This is a genomic window from Nonomuraea sp. NPDC050680 (assembly GCF_040654555.1).
Classification (GTDB): domain Bacteria; phylum Actinomycetota; class Actinomycetes; order Streptosporangiales; family Streptosporangiaceae; genus Nonomuraea.
The window spans coordinates 90,950-114,489 of record NZ_JBFAIF010000001.1; the positions used below are offsets into that span (position 1 = coordinate 90,950).

Annotated in this window: 18 protein-coding genes; 8 read left to right on the plus strand and 10 right to left on the minus strand. The window is 69.9% G+C overall.

Annotation, left to right across the window (positions count from 1 at the left end; all coding sequences use genetic code 11):
• Position 1 precedes the first annotated feature (1 nt).
• Positions 2–871: an RIO1 family regulatory kinase/ATPase gene (locus AB0H88_RS00515; RefSeq protein ID WP_357639358.1), complete on the plus strand. Its 870-nt coding sequence runs from the start codon at positions 2–4 to the stop codon at positions 869–871.
• A 125-nt stretch (positions 872–996) separates the two neighbouring features.
• Here AB0H88_RS00515 and uvrB read toward each other — a convergent pair whose 3' ends face one another.
• Complete coding sequence (gene uvrB, locus AB0H88_RS00520; protein ID WP_357639361.1) at positions 997–3,105, minus strand: excinuclease ABC subunit UvrB; 2,109 nt, start codon at positions 3,103–3,105, stop codon at positions 997–999.
• A gap of 68 nt (positions 3,106–3,173) precedes the next feature.
• Entirely contained in the window at positions 3,174–3,407 is a 234-nt protein-coding gene (locus AB0H88_RS00525) for a helix-turn-helix transcriptional regulator (protein ID WP_357639363.1), read from the minus strand.
• Positions 3,408–3,579: 172 nt separating this feature from the next.
• Between AB0H88_RS00525 and AB0H88_RS00530 the strand changes: the two genes are divergently transcribed.
• The 3 genes from AB0H88_RS00530 to AB0H88_RS00540 are packed head-to-tail and all read left to right on the plus strand — an operon-like array spanning position 3,580 to position 7,163.
• Positions 3,580–5,157: an SPFH domain-containing protein gene (locus AB0H88_RS00530; RefSeq protein WP_357639365.1), complete on the plus strand. Its 1,578-nt coding sequence runs from the start codon at positions 3,580–3,582 to the stop codon at positions 5,155–5,157.
• Complete coding sequence (locus AB0H88_RS00535; RefSeq protein WP_357639368.1) at positions 5,154–6,383, plus strand: SPFH domain-containing protein; 1,230 nt, start codon at positions 5,154–5,156, stop codon at positions 6,381–6,383. The genes AB0H88_RS00530 and AB0H88_RS00535 overlap by 4 nt, the downstream gene beginning before the upstream one ends.
• A 9-nt stretch (positions 6,384–6,392) precedes the next feature.
• The gene (locus AB0H88_RS00540; protein ID WP_357639370.1) at positions 6,393–7,163 is read left to right on the plus strand and encodes a sporulation protein; all 771 of its coding nucleotides are present in this window, start codon (positions 6,393–6,395) and stop codon (positions 7,161–7,163) included.
• Between the two features lie 53 nt (positions 7,164–7,216).
• Here AB0H88_RS00540 and AB0H88_RS00545 read toward each other — a convergent pair whose 3' ends face one another.
• Complete coding sequence (locus AB0H88_RS00545; RefSeq protein ID WP_357639373.1) at positions 7,217–8,119, minus strand: PIG-L family deacetylase; 903 nt, start codon at positions 8,117–8,119, stop codon at positions 7,217–7,219.
• A gap of 167 nt (positions 8,120–8,286) precedes the next feature.
• Between AB0H88_RS00545 and AB0H88_RS00550 the strand changes: the two genes are divergently transcribed.
• From AB0H88_RS00550 to AB0H88_RS00560, 3 genes are read left to right on the plus strand one after another with little or no spacing between them, the layout of a single operon-like run.
• Positions 8,287–9,327: a hypothetical protein gene (locus tag AB0H88_RS00550; protein ID WP_357639376.1), complete on the plus strand. Its 1,041-nt coding sequence runs from the start codon at positions 8,287–8,289 to the stop codon at positions 9,325–9,327.
• Complete coding sequence (locus AB0H88_RS00555; RefSeq protein WP_357639379.1) at positions 9,324–9,941, plus strand: hypothetical protein; 618 nt, start codon at positions 9,324–9,326, stop codon at positions 9,939–9,941. Before AB0H88_RS00550 ends, AB0H88_RS00555 begins: the two co-directional genes overlap by 4 nt.
• 11 nt (positions 9,942–9,952) lie before the next feature.
• A complete protein-coding gene (locus AB0H88_RS00560; RefSeq protein WP_357639382.1) occupies positions 9,953–10,768 on the plus strand; it encodes an inositol monophosphatase family protein in 816 nt (271 codons plus the stop codon).
• A 60-nt stretch (positions 10,769–10,828) separates the two neighbouring features.
• Here AB0H88_RS00560 and AB0H88_RS00565 read toward each other — a convergent pair whose 3' ends face one another.
• Both AB0H88_RS00565 and AB0H88_RS00570 read right to left on the minus strand, forming a co-directional pair.
• Positions 10,829–11,233 (minus strand): hypothetical protein, encoded by a 405-nt coding sequence (locus AB0H88_RS00565; RefSeq protein WP_357639384.1) that lies wholly within the window; start codon positions 11,231–11,233, stop codon positions 10,829–10,831.
• Between the two features lie 70 nt (positions 11,234–11,303).
• Positions 11,304–12,476 carry an SLC13 family permease gene (locus tag AB0H88_RS00570; RefSeq protein WP_357639387.1) on the minus strand — a complete coding sequence of 391 codons (1,173 nt, stop codon included), beginning with the start codon at positions 12,474–12,476 and terminating at the stop codon, positions 11,304–11,306.
• A gap of 54 nt (positions 12,477–12,530) precedes the next feature.
• Between AB0H88_RS00570 and AB0H88_RS00575 the strand changes: the two genes are divergently transcribed.
• The gene (locus AB0H88_RS00575) at positions 12,531–18,098 is read left to right on the plus strand and encodes a TIR domain-containing protein (protein ID WP_357639389.1); all 5,568 of its coding nucleotides are present in this window, start codon (positions 12,531–12,533) and stop codon (positions 18,096–18,098) included.
• 98 nt (positions 18,099–18,196) lie between these two features.
• Here the strand turns inward: AB0H88_RS00575 and coaE are convergent, their stop codons facing one another.
• From coaE to AB0H88_RS00600, 5 genes are all read right to left on the minus strand, one after another.
• Positions 18,197–18,799 carry a dephospho-CoA kinase gene (gene coaE, locus AB0H88_RS00580; protein ID WP_357639391.1) on the minus strand — a complete coding sequence of 201 codons (603 nt, stop codon included), beginning with the start codon at positions 18,797–18,799 and terminating at the stop codon, positions 18,197–18,199.
• Positions 18,800–18,825: 26 nt separating this feature from the next.
• Complete coding sequence (locus AB0H88_RS00585; protein WP_357639394.1) at positions 18,826–19,272, minus strand: GNAT family N-acetyltransferase; 447 nt, start codon at positions 19,270–19,272, stop codon at positions 18,826–18,828.
• Between the two features lie 128 nt (positions 19,273–19,400).
• Positions 19,401–20,570, minus strand: a complete 1,170-nt coding sequence (locus AB0H88_RS00590) for an epoxide hydrolase (protein WP_357639397.1) — start codon at positions 20,568–20,570, stop codon at positions 19,401–19,403.
• Between the two features lie 107 nt (positions 20,571–20,677).
• Positions 20,678–22,165, minus strand: coding sequence for a 30S ribosomal protein S1 (gene rpsA, locus AB0H88_RS00595; RefSeq protein WP_357639400.1), 1,488 nt, complete (start codon positions 22,163–22,165; stop codon positions 20,678–20,680).
• A 201-nt stretch (positions 22,166–22,366) separates the two neighbouring features.
• On the minus strand, positions 22,367–23,416 hold the full coding sequence (locus AB0H88_RS00600; RefSeq protein WP_357639403.1) for a polysaccharide deacetylase family protein: 1,050 nt from the start codon (positions 23,414–23,416) through the stop codon (positions 22,367–22,369).
• Positions 23,417–23,540 lie beyond the last annotated feature (124 nt).

Consider the following 23,540-nt stretch of genomic DNA (forward strand, 5'->3'; position numbering starts at 1 on the left):
CGTGCCCAAGCACTCCTCGCCCCGCCGCCGGGGCAAGTACGCTCTCGACGCCGACGACCTCGAATGGCTCGACAGCGCCCCCGTCGACGACGGACCACCCGTAGGCGACCGCTGGTCGACCTGGGACCAGAGCACGCCCACCGAGCGCGGCCCGAAGCCGCACCCGGACTGGCTCGTCACCGAGCTCGCCGCCGTGGACACCGAGCTGGGCATCCTCAAAACCGGCAAGGAAGCCGACGTCCACCTGCTCTCCCGCGGCGTGCCGGACACCGATCGCGTCTGCCTCCTGGCCGCCAAGCGCTACCGCTCAGCGGAGCACCGGTTGTTCCACCGAGACGCCGGCTATCTGGAAGGCCGCAGCACCCGCGAAAGCCGCATGAATCGCGCCATGGCCAACCGGACCGCCTTCGGCAAGCAGCTCATCGCCGGTCAGTGGGCGGCGGCCGAGTTCGGCGCTTTGTGTCGGTTGACCACGCTCGGTCTGCCGGTTCCCTATCCGGTACAGATCGTGGGCACCGAGATCCTGCAGGAATTCATTGGCACCTCGGACGGCTACGCGGCACCCCGCCTCGCCAACGTCTCGGATGACCTGGACGACCTCTGGACGCAACTGGTGGAGGCGCTGGTCATCCTGGCCAGGGAGGGTCTGGCTCACGGTGACCTGTCGGCGTACAACCTGCTGGTCCGCGAGGGCAGGCTGGTCATCATCGACCTCCCGCAAATCGTCGACGTGGTCTCCCATCCCACGGGCCCGCAGTTCCTCGACCGGGACGCCCGGAACGTAGCCACCTGGTTCGCCGCGAAGGGCGTCGCCTCAGCAGACCCCGACGCCCTCTCCGCCCTGCTCCAGTCGGAGGCCGGAATGCTCTGACGCCCGCCAGAGGGCGAGGACCGGGGACGAAGGCGTAGCGACGCTAAGCCCACTCTCCGGCCCCCTGCCACAGCGGCCGGAGAGCCCGCTTTCTGGCCGGCTACTTGAGCCCGCTCTCCGGCCGGCTACTTGACCCCCGCCTCCCGCATGTCGCGCAGTTCCCGCTTGAGCTCCTTGATCTCGTCGCGTAGCCGAGCGGCCACCTCGAACTGCAGGTCGGCCGCCGACTGGTGCATCTGCTCGGTCAGCGACTCGATCAACGACTCCATCTGTGCCCGGGGCATCTCCCCCGCGATGGTCTTGGCGTGCTGCCCGGCCTGGCGGGCGGCGAACCCGGGCACGGGCGCCTTGCCGCGCGACTGCTGGCGACCGCCGCCGAGGAGGCGGTCGGTGTCGGCGTCCTCGCGCTGCAACGAGTCGAGGATGTCGGCGATCTTCTTGCGGAGCGGCTGCGGGTCGATGCCGTTGGCCTGGTTGTAGGCGATCTGCTTGGCCCGCCGCCGGTTGGTCTCGTCGATGGCCCGCTCCATCGACGGGGTGACCTTGTCGGCGTACATGTGGACCTGCCCCGAGACGTTACGGGCGGCCCGGCCGATGGTCTGGATCAGGGAGGTCTCCGAGCGGAGGAAGCCTTCCTTGTCGGCGTCGAGGATGGCCACCAGCGACACCTCGGGCAGGTCGAGGCCCTCGCGCAGCAGGTTGATGCCGACCAGCACGTCGTATTCGCCGGAGCGGAGCTCGCGCAGCAGCTCGATGCGGCGCAGCGTGTCGACCTCGCTGTGCAGGTAGCGGACCCGGATGCCCAGCTCGAGCAGGTAGTCGGTGAGGTCTTCCGACATCTTCTTGGTCAGCGTGGTGACCAGGACCCGTTCGTCGCGGTCGGCGCGCTCGCGGATCTCGTGGACCAGGTCGTCGATCTGCCCCTTGGTGGGCTTGACGACCACCTCGGGGTCGATCAGCCCGGTCGGCCGGATGACCTGCTCGACCACGTCGCCCTTGACCCGGCCCAGCTCGTAGGAGCCGGGCGTGGCCGACAGGTAGACGGTCTGGCCGATGCGCTCCAGGAACTCCTCCCACTTCAGCGGCCGGTTGTCGAGCGCCGACGGCAGGCGGAAGCCATGGTCGACGAGGGTGCGCTTACGGGAGGCGTCGCCCTCGTACATGGCGCCGATCTGCGGCACGGTCTGGTGGGACTCGTCGAGGACCAGCAGGAAGTCTTCCGGGAAGTAGTCGAGCAGCGTGTTGGGCGCGCTGCCCGGCTCGCGGCCGTCCATGTGGCGGGAGTAGTTCTCGATGCCGGAGCAGGTGCCGATCTGGCGCATCATCTCGATGTCGTAGGTGGTGCGCATGCGCAGCCGCTGCGCCTCCAGCAGCTTGCCCTGCCGCTCCAGCTCCGACAGCCGCTCGGCCAGCTCCGCCTCGATGCCGTTGACGGCCATCGCCATCCGCGCCTCGCCGGCGACGTAGTGGGAGGCGGGGAAGATGTAGAGCTCTTCGTCCTCGGTGATGACCTCGCCGGTCAGCGGGTGCATGGTGGAGAGCTTCTCGATCTCGTCGCCGAACATCTCGATGCGTACGGCCAGCTCTTCGTACTTCGGGATGATCTCGATCGTGTCGCCGCGCACCCGGAAGGTGCCCCGCGTGAAGGCGAGGTCGTTGCGTGTGTACTGCATGTCGACCAGGCGGCGCAGCAACTGGTCGCGGTCGACGTCCATGCCGACGCGGAGCCTGGCCATGCGGTCGACGTATTCCTGCGGCGTGCCCAGGCCGTAGATGCAGGACACGGAGGCCACCACGATCGTGTCGCGGCGGGTCAGCAGCGAGTTGGTCGCCGAGTGACGCAACCGCTCGACCTCGTCGTTGATCGAGGAGTCCTTCTCGATGTACGTGTCGCTCTGCGGGACGTACGCCTCAGGCTGGTAGTAGTCGTAATAAGAGACGAAATATTCAACCGCGTTGTTGGGCAGCATCTCCCGCAGCTCGTTGGCGAACTGCGCGGCGAGCGTCTTGTTGGGCTGCATGACCAGCGCGGGTCGCTGCAGCCGCTCGATCAGCCAGGCGATCGAGGCCGTCTTGCCGGTGCCCGTGGCGCCCAGCAGGACGTTGTCCTTCTCCCCGGCCTTGACGCGGCGCTCCAGCTCGGCGATGGCCGTCGGCTGGTCGCCGGAGGGAGTCATCTCGGTGACGACCTCGAAGGGCGCCACCTTCCGCTGCAAATCAGTGACCGGTCGCATGCTGCCACTGTAGGCGGCGCCACTGACAGAAACCGTCACCTGGTCAGGAGGGCCACCCCTGGCCTCCGTCAGGCGGACCGTTCGCCGATCCGTGGAAACGGGGTGGTGGAGAAGACGACCTCGACCGGCACCTCGAAGTGTTCGGCGATCCGCAGCGCCAGGTGGAGGCTGGGGCTGTATTCGCCACGCTCCAGGTAACCGATCGTCTGGTAGTGCACGCCCAGAGCGTCGGCGAGCTGCCTGCGGGTGACACCGCGTTCGGCGCGCAGCAACGCGATGCGGTTGTAGACGATCTCGCTCATCGGCTCCTATCTTCTCAGCCGATACCTCGCGGTGCTCGGCCACGGCGCATCTGCTTCAGCGAAGTAGCACTCCTGCTACCGATCGTAAGAGGAGTGCGACAACGGCTTGCAAGCGAACAGTAAGTGACACCCGATACGGTCTAATCCGCCCGTAGCGGAAGAGGAAGGTGCAATGTCACGACCCAGAGAGGCGTTGATCCAGGCAGGTCAGGGCATAGCCCAGGCGGTCGTTCAAGGCGGTGATGTCCGTCAAGCCGTCGGCCAGGCGGTGGGCCAGGCGGGCCAGCTGGCCGGTCAGGTACAGGTACAGGGCTTCGCGCTCAACCCGTACGACTTCGCGGCGGCCCGTGACGGCGGCGTGTCGGTGGGCACGCTGATCGAGGCCCGGTCCGCGTCGCTGAACGAGGCCGGCGAGATCATCAACCGCAGCTTCGCCGAGAACGGCATGCACGTGATCTCGCCGGTGGTCATCCCCAAGGGGACCACCGCGAAGGTGGTCGTGCCGCTGGGCATCCTGGTGGTGCTCGGCCTGATCGGCGCGCTCGGCAACGTCATCCCCCGAACCGATGTGTTCTTCGGCCCGCACTACTGGATCGTCCTGGTCCTGGCGGCCGCCTTCCTGTGGTGGCGGCGCAGCGTGGTGATGGTGCCCGAGGGCTGCAAGGCGCTGATCACCAAGTTCGGCAAGCTGGTGCAGATCGCCGACCCGGGCCGGGTGACGCTGTTCAACCCGTGGAAGCGGGTCAGCTACATCGTCAACACCACCCGCGAGTACCCGTTCAACGCCCCCATCAGCGAGGCCCCCACGCAACAGGGCGTCAAGGCGAGCGTCGACCTGTTCCTGCAGTTCAGGATCGAGAACCCGGCGGAGTTCATCTTCGTGCTCGGCTCGGTCAGCGGCTTCCAGTCCAAGCTGCAGAACGCCATCAGCGAGGTCACCCGCTCGCTCATCTACGCCCAGCGAGCCGAGGACATCTACGACCTGGTGGGCGAGAGCACGCTGGGCATGCTGGACAACCTCAACCAGCAGTTCCTGCCCGCCGTACGCCTCACCGACGTGAACATCACGCACGCCGAGCCGTCCAGCCAGGAGTACCGGATGGACCTGGCCGCCCCCGAGATGGTGCGCGTCGCCAAGGAGGCCTACACCTACGAGTACGAGCTGCAACTGCGCAAGGAGCAGAACGAGGGCGACCTGATCAAGGAGCTGGCCGGACTGCAGGAGACGCTGAGCGCGATCCAGGCGGAGATCGCCGGCTACCAGGCGCGCATGGACACGGCGCTGGAGCGGGCCTCCCACCAGGCCAAGGCGCAGGCCAGGCAGCGCCTGGTCGAGGCGGAGTCCTCCGCCAACGCCAACTCGGCGCTGCTGGAGGCGCAGGCGCTCGACATCAGGGCGCTCAGCGCGGCCGAGGCGCCGGAGATCCTCGACTACCGCTTCCAGCAGGACCTGCTGGACAAGCTGGAGTCGGTCGCGACCCGGCTGCCGCAGGTGGTGCAGGTGGGCGAGCACACCGACATCGACTTCCTCGCGCTGGCCCAGCAACTGGTCGGCGGCAAGGGGGCGGCGCTGTTCTCGGCCGAGGACATGGCCGCGATCCGGGGCCGGCTGGCCGAGATCGGCAAGCGCGTGGAGGACAGGGAGGCGGAGATCACCGCACTGCTCAGGAAGGTCGCCGAAGAGGTGAGCCAGGCACCCGAGCCCGCGCTCGCCGGCACCCTGCCGACCATCGAGGGTGAGGTCCGATGAGCCGCGAGTTCTCGAAGATCAAGGAGTCGCTGGCCTCCTGGTCCGACATCCGCCAGCTGCTGCGCGGCGGCGAGCAGGGCCAGCTCGTGCCGGTCGTGATCCCCAAGGACAGGCGCGGCTTCGCCTGGATGGCCCTGGTCTTCATCGCCGTCTACTTCGCCGGGATGGCGGTGATGGGCAACCTCGTCCTGACGGCCTCGCTGGGCGCGGTGTTCTTCCTCGCCGTCGCGCTGGTATGGATGTGGCGCCGGGCGATCATCGAGATCGAGGAGGGCACCACCGGCGTACGCAGCCGCTGGGGCGCCATCACCGGCACGCTCCCGCCGGGCCGCCACTACCTGTGGCTGCCGTGGGACCGGGTGGACGCGGTCGTCGACACCTCCACCGAGATCCCGTACTCGGCACCGATCGTGGCCTGCCCGACGGCCGAGAACGTACCGCTGAAGTCGATCGAGTTCTTCCTCAAGTTCCGCATCGTGGACCCGGTCGCGTTCGTCCGCACGATCGGCGCGGGCAACTTCGACCTGGTGCTGTCGAGCGCCGTACAGGACGCGATCAGGCAGCGCAGCCGCAGAGTCAACACCGAGCGCGCGTACGACCTGCGCGGCTCCGACGTCGGCGACATGCAGGAGGCGCTCAACCGTCAGCTCGGCCGCTACGGCGTGCGCATCACCGGCGCCAACATCCCCGACGTGCAGCTGCCCGACCAGTATCAGCAGCACCTGGCCACCCGCGAGAAGGTGGCCAAGGAGCTGTCGGCCTACGAGCGTGAGTGGGAGCTGACGCGCAAGCGCCGCATCGACACCCTGCTCATGGAGATCGAGCGCTCCAAGAAGACCCGTGACGCCCGCGTGGTCGAGGTCAAGGCCGCGCACAACACCGCGCGCAAGGACGTGGCGCGCATGCTGGAAGAGCAGGCGACGGAGGCGCAGCGGGTGCGCTGGGAGATCGAGGCCCGCGGCCGCGCCGAGCTGACCTCCGCCGAGAACGAGGCCAAGGCCCTGCGCAGGCTGGCCGCCTCCTACCGTGACAACCGGGCCGTGCTGCAGTACGAGCTGGCCCGCAGGCGCCTGGACGTGGGCGCCAAACTGGCGGAGAACGCCCCGCAACCCCTGGTGGTCCGCACCCAGCAGGGATCCGGCGACTCCGCGCTGTCGACCTTGCTCCTGGCCCAGTTGCTCCCCCGCTTCTCGGGCCATCACAACGGAGAGACCCCCGGGTCATAGGAGAACCCCATGGTGTTCCGCAAATTGATGGCCGCGTTCGGCGCGGGCGTCGAAGTAGACACGGTCCTGACCAACAGCGGTGTACGGCCCGGTGAGACGTTACGCGGAGTGGTGAACTTCCGCGGCGGCGGCGCCGACTACAAGGTCGAGGGCATCTACCTCGACCTGACCGCGGTGGTCGAGGTGGAACGCGGCGACGAGGAGTACAAGACCACCTACGGCTTCCTGCGCCAGCAGGTCGCCGGGACCTTCCAGCTCACCGCCGGCGCGCAGCACAGTCAGCCGTTCGAGATCGTCATCCCCTGGGAGACGCCGATCAGCGCCATCGGCGGTCATCCGCTGCACGGCATGCGGCTGGGCGTGCAGACGGAGCTGGCGCTGGCCGGCGCGATGGACAAGGGCGACCTCGACCCGTTGTTCGTCAACCCGCTGCCCGCGCAGGAGCACGTCATCGCCGCGCTCGACCGCCTGGGCTTCGGCTTCAAGAAGGCCGACCTCGAACGCGGTACGCTGCGCGGCTCGACGATGCCGTTCTTCCAGGAGATCGAGTACTACGCGGGTGGGGAGTGGCGGCGGCACTTCAACGAGCTGGAGCTGACGTTCATCGCCGGGCCGCGGCAGATGGACGTCATCCTGGAGGCCGACAAGCGCGGCGGCTTCCTGACCTCCAGCCACGACGCCTACAACCGGTTCACGATCCGCTACGACGACCCGAGCCGGGCCGACCAGGCGCTCCGACACGCCCTGGAGCAGATGGCACGCCGCCGCGGCTGGCTCTAGGCCCCCTAGGGCGGCGTGGAACGACAGCTCCACGCCGCCCGGGAGCCAGGGCGTCAGTGGCGATGGCCATGGCCCGTGACCTTGTACATCCGGTCGTACCAGGCCCGGTAGTGCCAACCGGACCTGGCCCGGTAGTCGTGGCGCCGGTAGACGCCGAAGATCTCCCGCTTGAGCTCCCGCATCCGCGGCGGCACGTTGGGCGCCCAGGTCGTCATCGGGTAGCCGCGGTAGGCCACCAGGCGCACCCGCCGATCGGCGGCAGCGGCGGCGGCGAAGCGGGCCGAGGCCACGTGGTCGGGGTGGTCGCACAGGCGGCAGCGCGGCGGCGGGTCGGGGTCCAGGGTGCGGATCACGTTCGCCTGGTATCTGGTGTAGACGGCACGCAGCATCGCCACCACGTTCTCGCGGCTCACGCACCGCCGGTCGGCGGCGTCGAAGACGCGCACGCAGCCACGGCCGACCCACAGCCGGGTCAGCGCGTCACGGCCGCCGTCGGCGCGCGGGTCGCCGCCGTCCGGCAACCCGGCGTAGATGAGGACGACTCGTGGCCGCTCGACCAGGGAGTCCACCTTGACGGGCAGCCCCCCGGCGGTGATCATCGTGCTGCGCCAGTCGTCGCGCACCCCCGCCAGGTGGGCGTACGCGGCGCGCAGGCCCTCGACGCGGTCGCGTGCGTACACGTACGGGTCATGATGGTCATCCAGCCCCGCGGTGCCCTCGCCCGCGGTGAGGTAGACGGTGACGCTCGGCCGCTCGCCCAGCACCCCGCCGTAGAGGTCGGGGCTCATGAACAGCAGATCGTCGTCCGGATGGGCGACGACCTGCACGAACCGCTCCCCCAGGACCAGCTCGTCGGACACCGTGGCGGCGATGGCCGGCGGCACGGGACACACCGTGTAGACGACCAGCGCCATCGCCAGAGAACCCGAGCGCAGGCTCGGTAGCAACCCCTTCATCCCCACCCCCGTCCAGTAAGCGTAAAGATCTCGCGATCTCCACGCCCTACCTCTGAGGGGGATATGTCAGGTCATACTCAGGGAGGAGGCCTGCTCTTTCCGCGCACTCGGCGCGGTCGTTACCATGATTTCGGGAACTGACTGATCGTCGGATGCGGGGCAATGCGATGGCACGGTTCACGGCGGCGCTGAAGCGGATCGCCCCATGGGCGGCGCAGAACGCCGACGGCGCGATCGCACTCGGTCTGGCCATTGTAGTCGGCGTGCTCGGGATCATGCCGGACGGCATCTTCGGCCCGCAGGGCGACAAGGTCCAGGACCAGCTGGTCAGCGCGGCGACCCTGGTGATCCTGGCGCTGGTGGCCACCGCGCTGCTCCGCGACCGGGTGCGTCAGGCGCCGCTGGAGGAGACCGTCACCTCCGGCGCGCTCGCCCAGTTGCCCGTGCGGCTGGCCCGGCTCGAGGCGATCGAGGACCTGGTCACCGGCACCCGGCGGGCCCTCGACTCGCTCCAGCTGGTCAGGGTGCTCGGCAGCAGGCAGGAGATCGCGCAGGCGCACGCCGACGCCCGCAAGGACACCACGAGGTGGAGCTTCAAGGGCGGCACCGGCACCTACCTGCGCGCGGTCACGCTGCCCGAGTGCGTGGCGGCGGCCAGGAAGGTCAAGCGCCACCTCACGGTCAGGGTCGAGATCATCGACCCGGCCAACGTCGAGGTGTGCGAGACCTACGCCCACTACCGCCGCTCCCTGTCCGACGCGCCCGACGGCACCGGCGAGACCTGGACGGCCGACCGGGTCAGGAAGGAGTCGTACGCCACGATCCTGGCCGCCTTCTGGCACCGCCAGCGCTACGGGCTGCTCGACATCGGCATCGGCCTGTCGTCCACGATGACGACCTTCCGCTGGGACCTGTCGGCCACCCGCCTGATCATGACGGTCGAGGACCCCAACCGGGCGATGACCGCGCTGGCCGACACCTTCTACTACGAGAACTGCGACACCGAGCTGCGGCTCAGCTTCGAGCAGGCCCGGCTGGTGCCGCTGGAGATGTACAAGAAGGTGCCGTTGAGCGACGAGCCCACGGTCGAGGAGGTGCAGGAGCTGTTCACCCGGATCTCGATCCCGCTGCCCAGGTCCTACGACGACCGCGACGTCGTCGACATCGCCCGCAAGGCGCTGCGCGCCAGGAATCCGTACGACGCATGACCCGACACGGCGTCTACCAGCAGCTCGCCCGGGGACAGGCGCGGCCGTGGGCGCTGGCGGCGCTGTCGGGCACCGGCATCAGGGCCGTACGCCACCCGCTCGGCTTCGTCTGCCTGCCGCTGGAGCGTGACGGCGGCGAGGGGGTATGTCTCCATCTGTGGTCGGCCAGATTCACGCACGCGGAGAGCACCACGTCGGGCATCCACTGCCACAGCTGGGACCTGCTCAGCCACGTGCTCTACGGGCAGGTGCGCAACGTGCACGCGGTGGTCACCGACGCGGTGCGCGACCCGACCCACCGGGTGTTCGAGGTGGTCAGCGCCGCGGACGGCGACCGCATCACGCCCACCCGCCGGACCGTACGACAGGAGACGGGGCTGGTGGAGGAGTTCGGCCCAGGCGACACCTACACGCTGGCGGCCGGTCGCTTCCACAGCAGCGTCGTGCCGGCGGGCGGCGAGGCGGCCACGATCGCGCTCGGCCGCGGCCGGCCGGGCAGCCGCGACCTGTCGCTGGGCCCGCTCGGCACCGGCGACCACCACGTGTCCAGGCAACCGCTCGACGACGAGGAGACGGCACTCGCCGTCCACCTGATAGCCGCCCACCTGAGTTGAGAGGTCCCCGAATGGATCTGGATCACGCTCGCGCGGTCGCCGTCACCGCCGCCGAGGCCGCGGGCGAACTACTCGTGTCCGGCACCCGCGGCGCGCTCGGCGCCCGGCCCAAGGGCGGTTCGGGCGACGTCGTCACCGAGCTCGACCTGGCCTCGGAGAAACTGCTGGTCGAGCACATCCTCACCGCCTTCCCTGCGCACTCCGTCATCGCCGAGGAGTCGGGGCTGCTGGGCGCCGCCGACGGCGAGTGGACGTGGCTGATCGACCCGCTCGACGGCACCAACAACGTGGTCATCGGCCTGCCCGCCTACGTCGTCGGCCTGGCCCTGTGCCGCTCGGGACGTCCCATGCTGGGCGTGGTGCACGATCCGGTCTCGGCCCAGACCTGGTCCGCGATCCGCGACCGCGGCGCGATCACATCCTCCGGCGTACGGCTGGCCCCGCCGCACAACCCCTCGCCGCACGGCCCGCTGCTGGCGTGGACCCAGGGCTACTCGGTGTCCAGGAGTGACGCGACCGTACGGGCCATCAAGTACGCCCTGGAGCTGAGCGCCCGGCGGATGCTGCAGTTGTGGGCCCCGCTGCTGGCGTGGGCGATGCTGGCCAGAGGCGACATCGACGGCATCGTCGGCTACCGGGCCGAGGCGGTGGACCTGCCCGCGGGCGCGCTCCTCGCGCGGGAGGCGGGCATCGAGATCCGGGCGCTCGACGGCGGGCCGTTCGAGGAGGGGATCGACGGCACGCCCGACGACCGCAGCTTCGTCGCCACCCATCCGAGCGCCATGCCCGGCCTCCTCGACCTGCTCCGCAGCCGCGCCGCTACTTGACCTTGTAGTCGTACCGCCCCGCGCCGCTACTTGAGCTCGTAGTCGTACAGGCCCGCGCCGCTACTTGACCTTGTACTTGCACAGGCCCGTGCCGGAGGCGACCTTCTTCCCGTCCACGATGATGCGGCAGGGAGCCGGCTTGAGCTGACCGCTCGCGTCCTGGACCGAGCCTGACACGACGGACACCAGGCGGCCCACACGCTGCTCGGCACCGGTGAGCTCGATCGTGGCGGTCCGGGACCAGGGCAGCGTGGCGTTGTTCTCCGTGCCGTCCTCGTCAGCCATGTACATGATCGGCTGCATGGCCTTGCCCTTGCCCAGCACCTCCAGCTTGATCCTGCGCGTCGCGGCGGCGGGCGGCGCGGCACTGGGCGACTCGGCGGGCGGCGCCGCGGTGGCGGCGGACGGGAGCGTCGAGGGCTGGGCCGGTGAGGGCTCCTGGGCGCCGCAACCGGCAAGCGCCACAGCAAGACCGAAATATGCAAACAAACGGTAGATAGTCATGAACCGTATTGTCCCCGACTCTGACAAGCGGTCAGCCGAACGTGACAAGGGCCCACACACTGGCGACCAGACCGACGACCGCCAGCCCCGTGCCGGTGGCCAGGAAGCGGCGCATCGGGACGGACACGTCGTGGCGACGGCACGACTCGAACCAGAGCAGCGTCGCCAGCGACGCCCACGGCGTGACCACCGGCCCCACGTTGGTGCCGACCAGCAGGGCCAGCAGCCGGTCCTGGTCGCTCGACGGAATGACCTCGGCGATGGCCTGGAAGGCGGGCAGGTTGTTGATCAGGTTGGACAGCCCGGCACCCACCGCCGCCGTCCGATAGGGGTCGCCCTCGGCGCCGATCATCCAGCGCATCAGGTCGGCCAGGCCGTACCGGCTGAGGGTGGGCACCACCAGGAACAGGCCCGTCACGAAGATCAGCAGCTGCCAGGGGATCAGGCTCCACGTCATCCGGGCGCGTGCGCGTACCAAGAAGGCCACCACGACGACCAGCGCCGCCACCGAGGCGGCCACACCGACCTGGACCTTGAACAGCAGCGCGCCGATGAACAGTAGGCAGCCCGCGGCCGCGGCGGCGAACAGCACGCGGTCGGCGACCGGCTCCAGCACGGGCGGCGTGTAGCGCAGGTCGCGGCGCTGGCCCCGGCGCCAGTAGAAGACCCACAGGAAGGCCATCGTCACGGCGATCGAGACGATCTGTGGCACCCACATCCGCCCGGCGAACTGCTGGGCGTCGAGCGCGATCTTGTTGATGCCGAGCAGGTTCGTCAGGTTGGAGACCGGGAGCAGCAGGCTGGCGGTATTGGCCAGCCAGATCGTGGTCATCGCCAGGGGCAGGGCGGCGATGCGCGCCCTGGGTGCCAGCGCCAGCATGACCGGGGTGAGCAGCACCGCGGTCGTATCGAGATTCAGAAATATCGTAATAAATGAGGCGAAGGCCGTACACAGGAAGAAGAGCGCGACGTAGTTGCCCCGCCCCAGGACCGCCATCCGCGCCGCGATGGCGTCGAAGACCTGGGCCTCCTTGGTCAGCTCCGCCAGCACGATGATGCCCACCAGGAAGACGAGCAACGGCCCGATCTCATCCAGGCTCGCCACGGCCTCCCGCCACGGCAGCAGCCCGGTCGCCACGAAGACGAGGCCGAGCCCGAGCAGCCCGAACCTGATCCAGTCGAGCACACCGAGACGTCGCCACACCCGTCGATGATGGCACAGCTGCAAATCGCCCACCCCACAGGGGATACTGAGGAAATGGCACGTGACGGCAGGCCGACAGAGATCTTCGTCAGCTACTCCCCCGCCGACACGGCCTGGGCGACCTGGATCGCCTGGGAGTTGGAGGCGGCGGGCTACCGGACCATGATCCAGGCGTGGGACTTCGTGCCCGGCACGAACTTCATCGACTTCATGGACCGCGGCGTCAGCGAGGCGCAGGTGGTGGTGGCCGTGCTCTCGCGCAACTACCTGACCTCGCGCTACGGCCGCATGGAGTGGCAGGCCGCGCTCCGCGCCGACCCCGACAACCCGTCCAACAAGCTGGTCACGATCCGGCTCGAAGACGTACGGCTCGAAGGGCTGCTGTCCACGATCACCTGGGTGGACCTGCTCGGCGTCACCGATTCCGGCCAGGCCAGGGCACTGCTGCTGGGCCGGGTCAGGGAGGCCATGTCGGGCCGGGCCAAGCCGGAGGCGGCACCCGCCTTCCCGACGGGTGCGGGCCTGCCGCTGCCCGCGCCGACCCTGCCGCCGCCGGGTGAGCGCTCGCGGGCCCGGCGCGCCCCGGTGTCGGCGCCGAAGTTCCCGCCGTCGGCCACCGCCGACCACGGCCGCGAGTCGCTGACCGTGCTGCACATCGGCGGCCCCCGGTTCGGCCGGGCGTTGCCCGATCCGGGCGAGCCGTTCACGCCCGAGGACATGCAGGCGCGGATCTGGGCGGATCTCACCGAGATGTACGACAGGGGCATGCCGCGCCCCGATCTCATGGTGGTCACCGGCGACCTGACCGAGTCGGGCAGTCTGGGGCAGTTCGGGCAGGCCACCCGCTTCGTCACCGACCTGCGGCTGCTGGTCGGTCTGGAGCCGCACCGGCTGGTGATCGTACCGGGTCCGCGCGACGTCACCAAGGCCGCGGCCAGCGCCTACTTCCTCACCTGCGAGGCCGACGACGTCTCCCCGCAGCCGCCCTACTGGCCGAAGTGGCGGCATTTCGCGGGCCTGTTCGGCGAGGTGTACCAAGGGCTGGACGACCGGGTGTTCGACGGCGGCCAGCCGTGGACGCTGTTCGAGGTGCCCGACCTGAAGGTGGTCGTCGCCGGGCTCAACTCGACGATGGCCATGAGCCACCTCGAACGCGACGCCTATCCCCTGCTCGGCGAGGGGCAGGCCGCCTGGTTCGCCGAGCGGCTGCGCCCCTATGAGGAGAGCGCCTGGCTGCGGCTCGGCGCGATCGGGCACCCGCCGGCCGTCCTACGCGACGCGCCGACGTACGACCGGATCCTCGCCCGGCGGCTCAACCTGCTCTTCCAGGGCGCGGGGGAGGCCGGTGAGGCCGCCGTCGCCGCGCCGCGCTCCGGCCACCACCAGGTCGTCGAGATCACCGCCGGCGGCCTGCGCACCTGGCTGCCCGGCGCCGACCGCCCCGAGCGCGTCTCCCACAGCTGGCGGGCCGCCCAGGCCACCTTCACCGGAGAGGCGCCGGCCGCCCGCGCCCCCGAGCCCGCGCCGGTCGAGCGCGAGCCGGGCCCGGTGGAGCTGCTGCTCGATCGGATCACCGAGGTCTGCGAGGCTCGGCACGAGCGGGCCAGGATCCGCCGGTTCACCGCCCATCTGGTCGTCACCCATCCCGAGGACGGGTTCGTCCGGCAGACGATGATCGGCGCGCACGTGGGCGAGCTGACCGCCGCCGAAGCCGATCATTTCGTCCGGCAGGCGCACGCCGCCGACCTCGCCGCCGAGCTCGTCTACCAGGGGCCGCCCCCGGCCAGGTCGCTGCGCGACGAGCTCATGCGCAGAGGCGTGCGGCTGCGCAGCTTCACCGAGTTCCAGGGCCTGCTGGACCTGTCCGGTTATGTCGCCGAGCAGACGGCCCGGCTCACCAACGACCGCCGCTACCCGCCCAGCCTGTACGTCCCCCAGCGCTACCGCGAGCTCGACCGCCCCGGACACCAGGTCAGGCAGGGCCTGACCGACGAGCTGATGCGGCTGCTGGCCGCCGACCACGGCCGGTTCCTGCTGCTGCTGGGCGACTTCGGCCACGGCAAGACGTTCGCGCTGCGCGAGCTGGCCAGGCGCATCCCGGCCGAGCTGCCGCACCTGACGCCGATCCTGATCGAGCTGCGGGCGCTCGACAAGGCGCACTCCGTGGACGCCCTCGTCGCCGCCCACCTGGCGAGCCACGGCGAGGAGTTCATCGATCTCAAGGCGTTCCGTTACCTGCTGCGGCAGGGGCGGATCGTGCTGTTGTTCGACGGGTTCGACGAGCTCGTCACCCGGCTCACCTACGACCGGGCGGCCGACCACCTGTCGACGTTACTCGCCGCGGCGGAGGACAAGGCCAAGATCGTGGTGGCCAGCCGTACCCAGCACTTCAAGTCGCACTCCCAGGTGCTCACCTCACTCGGGGAGATGGTCGGCGTGCTGCCGCAGCGGCGGGTGCTCAGTGTCGAGGACTTCACGCACGACCAGATCCGCGCCTACCTGGCCAACCGCTTCGACGACGGCGACGCGGCGGCGGCGCGCATGTCGCTGATGGAGAGCATCACGGACCTGCTCGACCTGGCCCAGAACCCGCGGATGCTGAGCTTCATCGCCGATCTCGACGCCGACCGGCTGCGCACGGTGGCCGGCGCCCGCCACACGATCAGCCCAGCGCTGCTCTACGAGGAGATCCTCGGCTCGTGGCTGGCCTTCGAGGAGCGGCGGGCCAGGGTGCCGGGGTCGCCGACTCCCCTGACCACCGACGAGCTGTGGCAGGTCGTGACGGGGCTCGCGCTGCGGCTGTGGGACTCGGGCGAGTCGCTGCTGGGCGTCGACGAGCTGACCGAGTACGCCGAGACGCTGACCGGCCTGGCCGGCGGGCAGCTGTCCGCTGAGCACGCCGCCCACGCGGTGGGCTCGGGAAGCCTGCTGGTACGTACCGAGGAGGGCATGTTCGGATTCATCCACTCCTCGGTCATGGAGTGGCTGATCGCCCGGCACATCGCCGCCACGATCGGGACGCCGGTAGGGCTGTCGCGCAGGCCGCTGTCGGCGTTGACCGTCGAGTTCCTGTGCGACCTGGCCGACGTACGGGCGCTGCGGGCGTGGGTGTCCGACCCGCCCGCCGACGACGTGTCGCGGGCCAACGCGGTCAAGATCTCGGCGCGGCTGCGCACCCCCGCCAGGGCCGACCTGCGGGGCGCGAACCTCAAGGGCGAAGACCTGTCGGCCAGGGACCTGCAGGAGGTCGACCTGACCGGCGCCGACCTGACCGACGCCACGCTCGTCGGCACGAACCTGTCCCGAGCCGTCCTGCGCGACGCCAAGCTGGCCGGGGCCCGGCTCGACGGCGCCAAGCTCGCGGGCGCCGACCTGACCGGGGCCGACCTGTCGGGCGCGCGGCTGGCCCACACGGACCTGAGCGACGTGTCCGCCGAGGGCGCCCGGTGGCACCGGGCCACGCTGATCAACGTGACGGGCACGCTGCCGCACCTGCCGGGCGCCTCCGTGGTGCCCGGCCAGCCGGTGGAGATCCAGCTCGCGCCCGCCTCGATCGGTGTGCCGTACGGCTATCACTTCCAGACCAGCCGGCTGCCGGAGCCCATCGCGTACACCTCCGACGGGTCCACGCTCGCCGTCGGCCAGGAGGACGGCGGCGTGCTGCTGTGCGTGGGCGGCGCGCCCGTGCGGACGCTACAGGGGCACGCGGGCCGTGTGTACGCGGTCTCGTTCGCCGGGAGCCTGCTGGCCACCGGCGCGAGCGACGGCCTGGTCGTGCTCTGGGACGCCCTCACCGGCGCGCACCTGCGCGAGCTGCGCGGCCATGCCGACGGGGTCTGGCCGGTACGCCTCAGCCCGTCGGGCGAGCTGGTCGCGGCGGGCGGCGGCGACGGCGTCATCCGCGTCTGGGACAGCGCCACCGGCCGGCTCCTCCACGAGCTCGCGGGCCACCAGGCACCCGTCTTCACGGTGTCGTTCGGCGACTCGGTGCTGGTCAGCGGCGACTCGGCGGGCGTGGTACGCGTCTGGGACCTGGCGTCAGGACAGGTGGCACGCACGCTCGACGGCCACCGCGGCTCGGTCTACCGCGCGGTCCACAGCCCGGACGGGTCACTGCTGGCCACCGGCGACGAGGCGGGGACGGTACGCCTGTGGGACGCGGCCTCATGGGCCCTGCGGCACGAACTGAAGGGCCATTCCGGCAGCGTCTACTGCCTGACCTTCACCCTCGACGGCTCCCTGCTGGCCAGCGGCGACACAGCCGGAGCGGTACGCCTGTGGGACCCGGCCGGCCAGGCCCACGGCGTGCACACCAGCCACGCCGGGTCCGTCTACCAGGTGGTCTTCTCCCCTGACGGCCGCACACTGGCCAGCGGCGACTCCAACGGCGTCGTACGGCTGCAGGAGGTGGGCGGCGGCCGGCGGGTCGAGCTGATTGGGCATCGCAGCTCGGTCTGGCCGTTCGTGTTCCGGCCCGACGGCGAGCAGCTGGCCACCAGCAGCAACGACGGGACGGTACGCCTCTGGGATCCGGCCAGCGGCCAGTGCCAGCGGGTGCTGCGCGGCCACGGCAGGCGGATCTCCTCGGTCAGGTTCAGCGCCGACGGCTCGATGCTGGCCACCAGCGGCAACGACGGCGTCGTCCGCGTCTGGGAGCCGCGCACGGGCCGCCGCCTGCGCGAGGTCACCGGCACCGCCGACCGGCTCATCTCGGCCCTGTTCTCGCCTGCCGGACCGGTCCTGGCCACCTCCAGCAACGACGGCGGCGTGCATTTCTGGAACGCCGTCACCGGCGACTACGAGCGCGAGCTCAGCGCCGAGACCGACCATGTGTGGGCCGAGGCGTTCAGCCCCGACGGCACGCTGCTGGCCACGGCCAACGACGACGACAGCGTACGCATCTGGTATCGGCCGACCAGCCGCCTGGTGAGCAACCTGGCCGACCACCGGGGCCGGGTCCGCTCGATCGCCTTCAGCCCCGACGGCCGTTTCGTGGCCACGGGCTGCGACGACCGGCTCGTACGCCTCTGGCACGTCGAGTCCGGCGGGCGCGTCGCTACCTTGGAAGGCCATACCGACCGGGTCTACTCGGTCGTGTTCTCACCCTCGGGCAAGCACCTGGCCAGCGCCGGCAACGACGGCCTCGCCATGGTCTGGGAGCTGCGTCCCGGCCAGCCCTGGCAGCCGCGCCTGCAGCACACGCTCGGCCGGCACGCCGGGCGGCTGTGGAGCGTCGCGTTCGACGCCACGGGCGAGCGGCTGGCGACGGGCGGCGACGACCTCATGGTGCGGGTCTGGGACACGGCGACGGGGCGGCCGCTGCACACGCTGGCGGGACACTCGCGGCGGGTGTGGTCGGTGGCGTTCAGCCCCGCGGCGGACCTGCTGGCCAGTGCCGGGGACGACGGGGTGGTGATCCTCTGGGCGGGGACGGAGCGGCGGGCCACCCTGCTGGGCCTGCCGGAGGGGTGGGCGGCGCTGTCCCCGGACGGCAGATACAAGATCCAGGGGGAGGTTTCCGGGCAGTTCTGGCACGTCATCGGGATGTCGCGGTTCGAGCTGGGTGAGCTGGACCCGTATCTGCCCGGTGTCCGCCAGGTGCCGCTCGACTCCCCGTTCTGAGCGCTCCTCCCGACCTGCGGGAAACCGGTCAGCCCGTCATGCCGAGGCTCATCAGCGCCTCAGGCCCGAGGCGCTGATGAGCCTCAGGCCGGAGGCCGTCAGCCGCGGCCGGCTCGGGTCAGCAGGTCGTGCCAGACCTGGGCGACCCTGGTCTCCAGGTCGTCCAGGTCGCCCTCGTTGTCGATCACGATGTCGGCGATCGCCAGCCGGTCCTGGCGGGTCGCCTGCGCCGCGATGCGGGCCTTGGCGTCGTGCTCCGGCATGCCGCGGTGCTCGGCCAGGCGCGCGATGCGCACCTCGTCGGCGGCGTCCACGACGATCACCACGTCGTACATCGGCGCCAGCCGGTTCTCCGCGAGCAGCGGCACGTCGTAGACCATGATCGCGTCATCGGCCGTCTGCCTCTGCAGGTCGGCGACCCGCTCCCCCACCAGCGGATGCACGATGCCGTTGAGCGTCGCCAGCTTGTCGGAGTCGGCGAAGACGATGGCGCCCAGCTTCTCCCGATCGAGTGAGCCGTCAGGGTGGAGCACCTCGTCACCGAACACGGCCACCACGCGAGCCAGGCCCGGAGTGCCGGGCTCCACCACCTCGCGGGCGATCTTGTCGGCGTCGATCACGACGGCGCCCCGCGCCGCGAGGCGCTTGGAGACCTCGCTCTTGCCCGATCCGATGCCGCCGGTGAGGCCGATTTTCAGCACGCGGAAAGCCTATCCGTGATCGGTGATCAGCGGCGCATGTGCACCAGAGTGAGATGGTCGTCCATGCGCTCCCTGCGGGTCTCGCGGTAGCCCAGGCTCCGGTAGAGGCGCAGGTTGCCGTCGGACAGGTGGCCGGTGAACAGGTCGAAGGCCGTCGCCTCCGGCATCCGCTCGTGCAGCGTCCGTATCAGCGCCCGGCCCAGGCCCTGACGTTGCCGGTCGGGGGCCACCACCAGGCGGCCGACCAGGCAGGTGGTGCCGGCCAGCTGGCCGCGTACGGCGCCCACGATCCGGCCGGCGTCGGTGGCCTTGAGCGCTACGCCGGTCTCGATGGCCCTGCGGACCTGCTCCACGGACTCCAGGAGCGGCGGCAGGAACGGGTCGCCGTACAGCTGCGCCTCGGTGACGTACGCGGCCCGCTGCAGGGTGAGGATCTCACCGGCGTCGTCCGGCAGCGCACGCTCGATCTCCACGCGAGCACCCTACTGCAGCGTCACGCCACGCCCCTACCGCATCCCTTTCAGAAGCCTCTTTCAGAAGCGCTTTAAGAAGCCCCTACCGCGCCCCTTCCAGAGCCCCTACCGCGCCCCTTCCAGAGCCCCTACCGCGCCCCTTCCAGAGCTCCTTCCGGCGTCCCTTCCAGGGTTGCGAAGAACGTGCGGATGCTCCGTACCAGCGGCCCGGGCGAGTTCATCGCCACCATGTGGCTGTCGCCGTGCTCGCCCGCCCAGTGGACGACCCGGTTCCCGCGCTCGGCGATGCGCCGGAGCAGCGGAGAGCCGCCGTGCGACACCCCGCTCGGCACCGCGGTCTGGTTGATCGGCATGCCCGCCGCCCCCTCGTAGTACGGCCACGACGACGAGCCGCCCGTCGCGGTCAGCCAGTAGAGGCTCGCGTTCGTGAGCACCAGGTCACGGTCGATGGGCTCGGCGGCCTCCTCATCGGGCCAGCCGTCGAACTCCTTGAACCGCTCCACCAGGTAGGCCAGCTGTGCCACCGGCGAGTCGGCGAACCCGAAGCTCAGCGTCTGCGGCCGCTTGGCGAGGTAGGGCCCGTAGCCGCTGCCTCCGGCGAACCGCTGGGTCAGGTCCGTTAGCTCGGCCAGCTCCGCCTCGGTGGCGCCGTCGAGCTCGGCCGGGTCGCCGGTGGGGATGCCGAGCCCGGCGGTGATGTGCGAGCCGATCACGTGGTCGCCGTCGATGGCCGCCAGCTGCGGGGTGACCAGGGCACCGGCGTCGTTGCCGTGTGCGCCGTACCGCTCGTATCCGAGCCGTGCCATCAGCTCGGCCCAGGTCCGCGCCACCCGCAGGATGCTCCAGGGCCGCTCGTCGGCGGGCTCGGGGAAGGGTGAGAAGCCGAAGCCGGGCAGCGAGGGGGCCACCACGTGGAAGGCCGTGGCCGGGTCGAGGCCGTGGGCGCGCGGGTCGGTGAGCGGGCCGATGACGTTCAGGAACTCGGCGACGGTGTTCGGCCAGCTGTGCGTGACGATCAACGGCAGCGCGCCGGGCTCCGGCGAGCGGACGTGCAGGAAGTGCACGCGCTGCCCGTCGATGTCCGTGGTGAACTGCGGGAAGGCGTTGAGCTTGGCCTCCTGTGCCCGCCAGTCGAACTCGTCGGCCCAGTACGCGGCCAGCTCGCGCAGGTAGCCGACCGGGACGCCCCGGCGCCAGCCGCCGCCGGGCAGCTGCCGCGGCCAGCGGGTACGGGTGAGCCGGTCCTTCAGGTCGTCGAGGTCGGTTTGCGGGATGGTGATGCGGAAGGGTGCGATCATGCGGCAACCCTAGGAAGGATCGCGGAAGGGATCGTTCCGCATGGACCCAAAAGAAAGACCCCGCACCGGATGGTGCGGGGTCTTTCTCTGTCAGCTAGTCAACCAGGTCAGCTCTGGCCGCCCGCGAGCTTCTCGCGCAGAGCCGCGAGAGCCTCGTCGGAGGCGAGGGCGCCGGCCGCCGGAGCGGACGAGCCCGAGCTGCTGGCCGGAGCCGCGGTCTCACCGGTGTAGGACGAGGGAGCGGCTTCGCCCGCCTCGGCCTCCGCCTTGCGAGCCTCTTCGATCTGCTTCTTGTGCGCCTCGAAGCGGGTCTGGGCCTCGGCGTACTGCCGCTCCCACTCCTCGCGCTGCTTGTCGAAGCCGTCGAGCCACTCACCGGTCTCCGAGTCGAAGCCCTCGGGGTAGATGTAGTTGCCCTGGTCGTCGTAGGTCGCCGCCATGCCGTAGAGCGTCGGGTCGAACTCGACCTCGGCGCCGCTGACACCCTCGTTGGCCTGCTTCAGCGAGAGGCTGATGCGACGCCGGTCGAGGTCGATGTCGATGATCTTGACGAAGATCTCGTCGCCGACCTGGACGACCTGCTCCGGGATCTCCACGTGGCGCTCGGCCAGCTCGGAGATGTGGACCAGGCCCTCGATGCCCTCCTCGACCCGGACGAACGCGCCGAACGGCACCAGCTTGGTGACGCGACCCGGCACGACCTGGCCGATCTGGTGGGTGCGGGCGAACTGCTGCCACGGGTCTTCCTGAGTGGCCTTGAGCGACAGGGAGACGCGCTCGCGCTCCATGTCGACATCGAGGACCTCGACCGTGACCTCCTGGCCGACCTCGACGACCTCGGAGGGGTGGTCGATGTGCTTCCAGGACAGCTCGGACACGTGGACCAGGCCGTCGACGCCGCCGAGATCCACGAACGCACCGAAGTTGACGATCGAGGAGACGACGCCCTTGCGGACCTGCCCCTTCTGGAGGGTGTTGAGGAACGTCTGGCGAACCTCGGACTGCGTCTGCTCAAGCCACGCGCGGCGGGACAGGACCACGTTGTTGCGGTTCTTGTCCAGCTCAATGATCTTCGCCTCGAGCTCGCGGCCGACGTACGGCTGCAGGTCGCGGACACGGCGCATCTCGACCAGGGACGCCGGCAGGAAGCCACGGAGGCCGATGTCGAGGATGAGTCCACCCTTGACGACCTCGATGACGGTGCCGGTGACGATGCCATCCTCGTCCTTGATCTTTTCGATCGTGCCCCAGGCGCGCTCGTACTGAGCACGCTTCTTGGACAGGATCAGACGGCCCTCCTTGTCCTCCTTCTGGAGAACCAGGGCTTCGACGTGTTCGCCGACCTCCACGACGTCCGCCGGATCGACATCGTGCTTGATCGAAAGCTCACGCGAGGGGATGACACCCTCGGTCTTGTAGCCGATATCGAGAAGGACCTCGTCTCGATCGACCTTGACGACGGTGCCCTCGACGATGTCGCCGTCGTTGAAGTACTTGATGGTCTCGTCGATCGCTGCGAGGAAGTCTTCCTCGGACCCGATGTCGTTGACCGCTACCTGCGGGGTGCTCGAGGTGGCCTCAGTGCTGGACGTCATGTGTGGAATTGCTCCGAACGCGGACAGAATGTCGATGTGGCGGACGCGCGGCAGGCCCTCTTCCGCATCAAGCCGAGGAAATTACGACATCGACGTGACCGAGCGCGAGCCCGCTCCGTCTGAGGCGCGCGCGAGCCCACAGCGCAGCGATCAGCATATGAGACCTTGAGCGTGGGGTCAATCCAACCGGCCCCGCACTGGTCAGTAAACGATCAGCTGATCTTTCCGCTTCGGTACGATATTACCCTGAAGGCGCTGCGGAATGGAGATCTTCGTGGGGTCCCCGTCGGAGACGTAGCGGTCCCCGGGGTGCTTGTTCAGCCACTCCAGCCAGTACTGCGAGCACCATTTGCGGCATTCGCCCTTTTTGCCGTTGCTCTGGATGCGCTGGATGGCCACGGGATCGAATTTTTTCGCAAAGGGCGAAACAGACGGCTCGGCCCCGGCCAGGAAGACCCCGGCGAAGTCGTAGGACGTGCCGTCCCACTCACCGTGCCGGGCGATCTTCTTCGGATGCGGCATCGCCCCGAACGGCAGGGCCATGGTGACGGCCGGGCCGGCGCCGAGCTTCTTCAGCAGCCGTTCGAGCCGGACGATCTGCTCCTTGACCTTCTTCTTCCGCAGGGCGGCCAGATTGGGATGGGACCAGGTGTGATTGGCCACCTCGAACCCGTGTTCGACCAGCCACCGCACGGCCGCCGCCTGCTGGTCGGGCTTCCTCAGCCCGAACGGGTCGTGGTTGATCCACAGCGTGGCGACCGGCCGGAACTCGGGATAGCGCCGGGCCACGTCGAGGAGCACCCCGACCGCGGTGTCCGGCGCGGGGTTGCCGCTCGCGTCGAGTCTGAAGTGGCTCTCGTGCCCGTCGTCGAAGGTCAGCACCACGGGGAACCGGCCGGCGGGCACCCGGATGTCGCCGGTGGCGAACTCCTTGGCGGTGATCGGCGCGTAGCCCTGCTTGGCCAGCTTCTCCAACTCCCTGCGCAGCTGGTCGGGTGTGCGGTCGATGGAGGCGATCCGCTTCCTGAGTATCCGGTGGTACATCAGCACCGGCACCAGCCCGAGCTCGTTGGCCTTGACCTGCTTGGCGAACTCCGGCGTGGACACCACCCCGGGCGGCTCGGCGAACGTCGGCACGGGCTCGGCGGGAGTGGGCTGCGCGGACTGCTCGATCCTGGCCGCCACCGGTGGCCCGGGCACGGACCGGCCGGAGGAGGACTGCAGCATCAGCCCGACGACCGCCACTGTCACGACCAAGACGTTCGCGAGAGCGATGAACCGGGGGAAGGACGCTGACGATCGCACAAGGCTCCCGTGCCACTCGGGGGAAATTACCCTCAGGGTAGTCCAGAACCCCGTATCGGCCGCTGTTCGC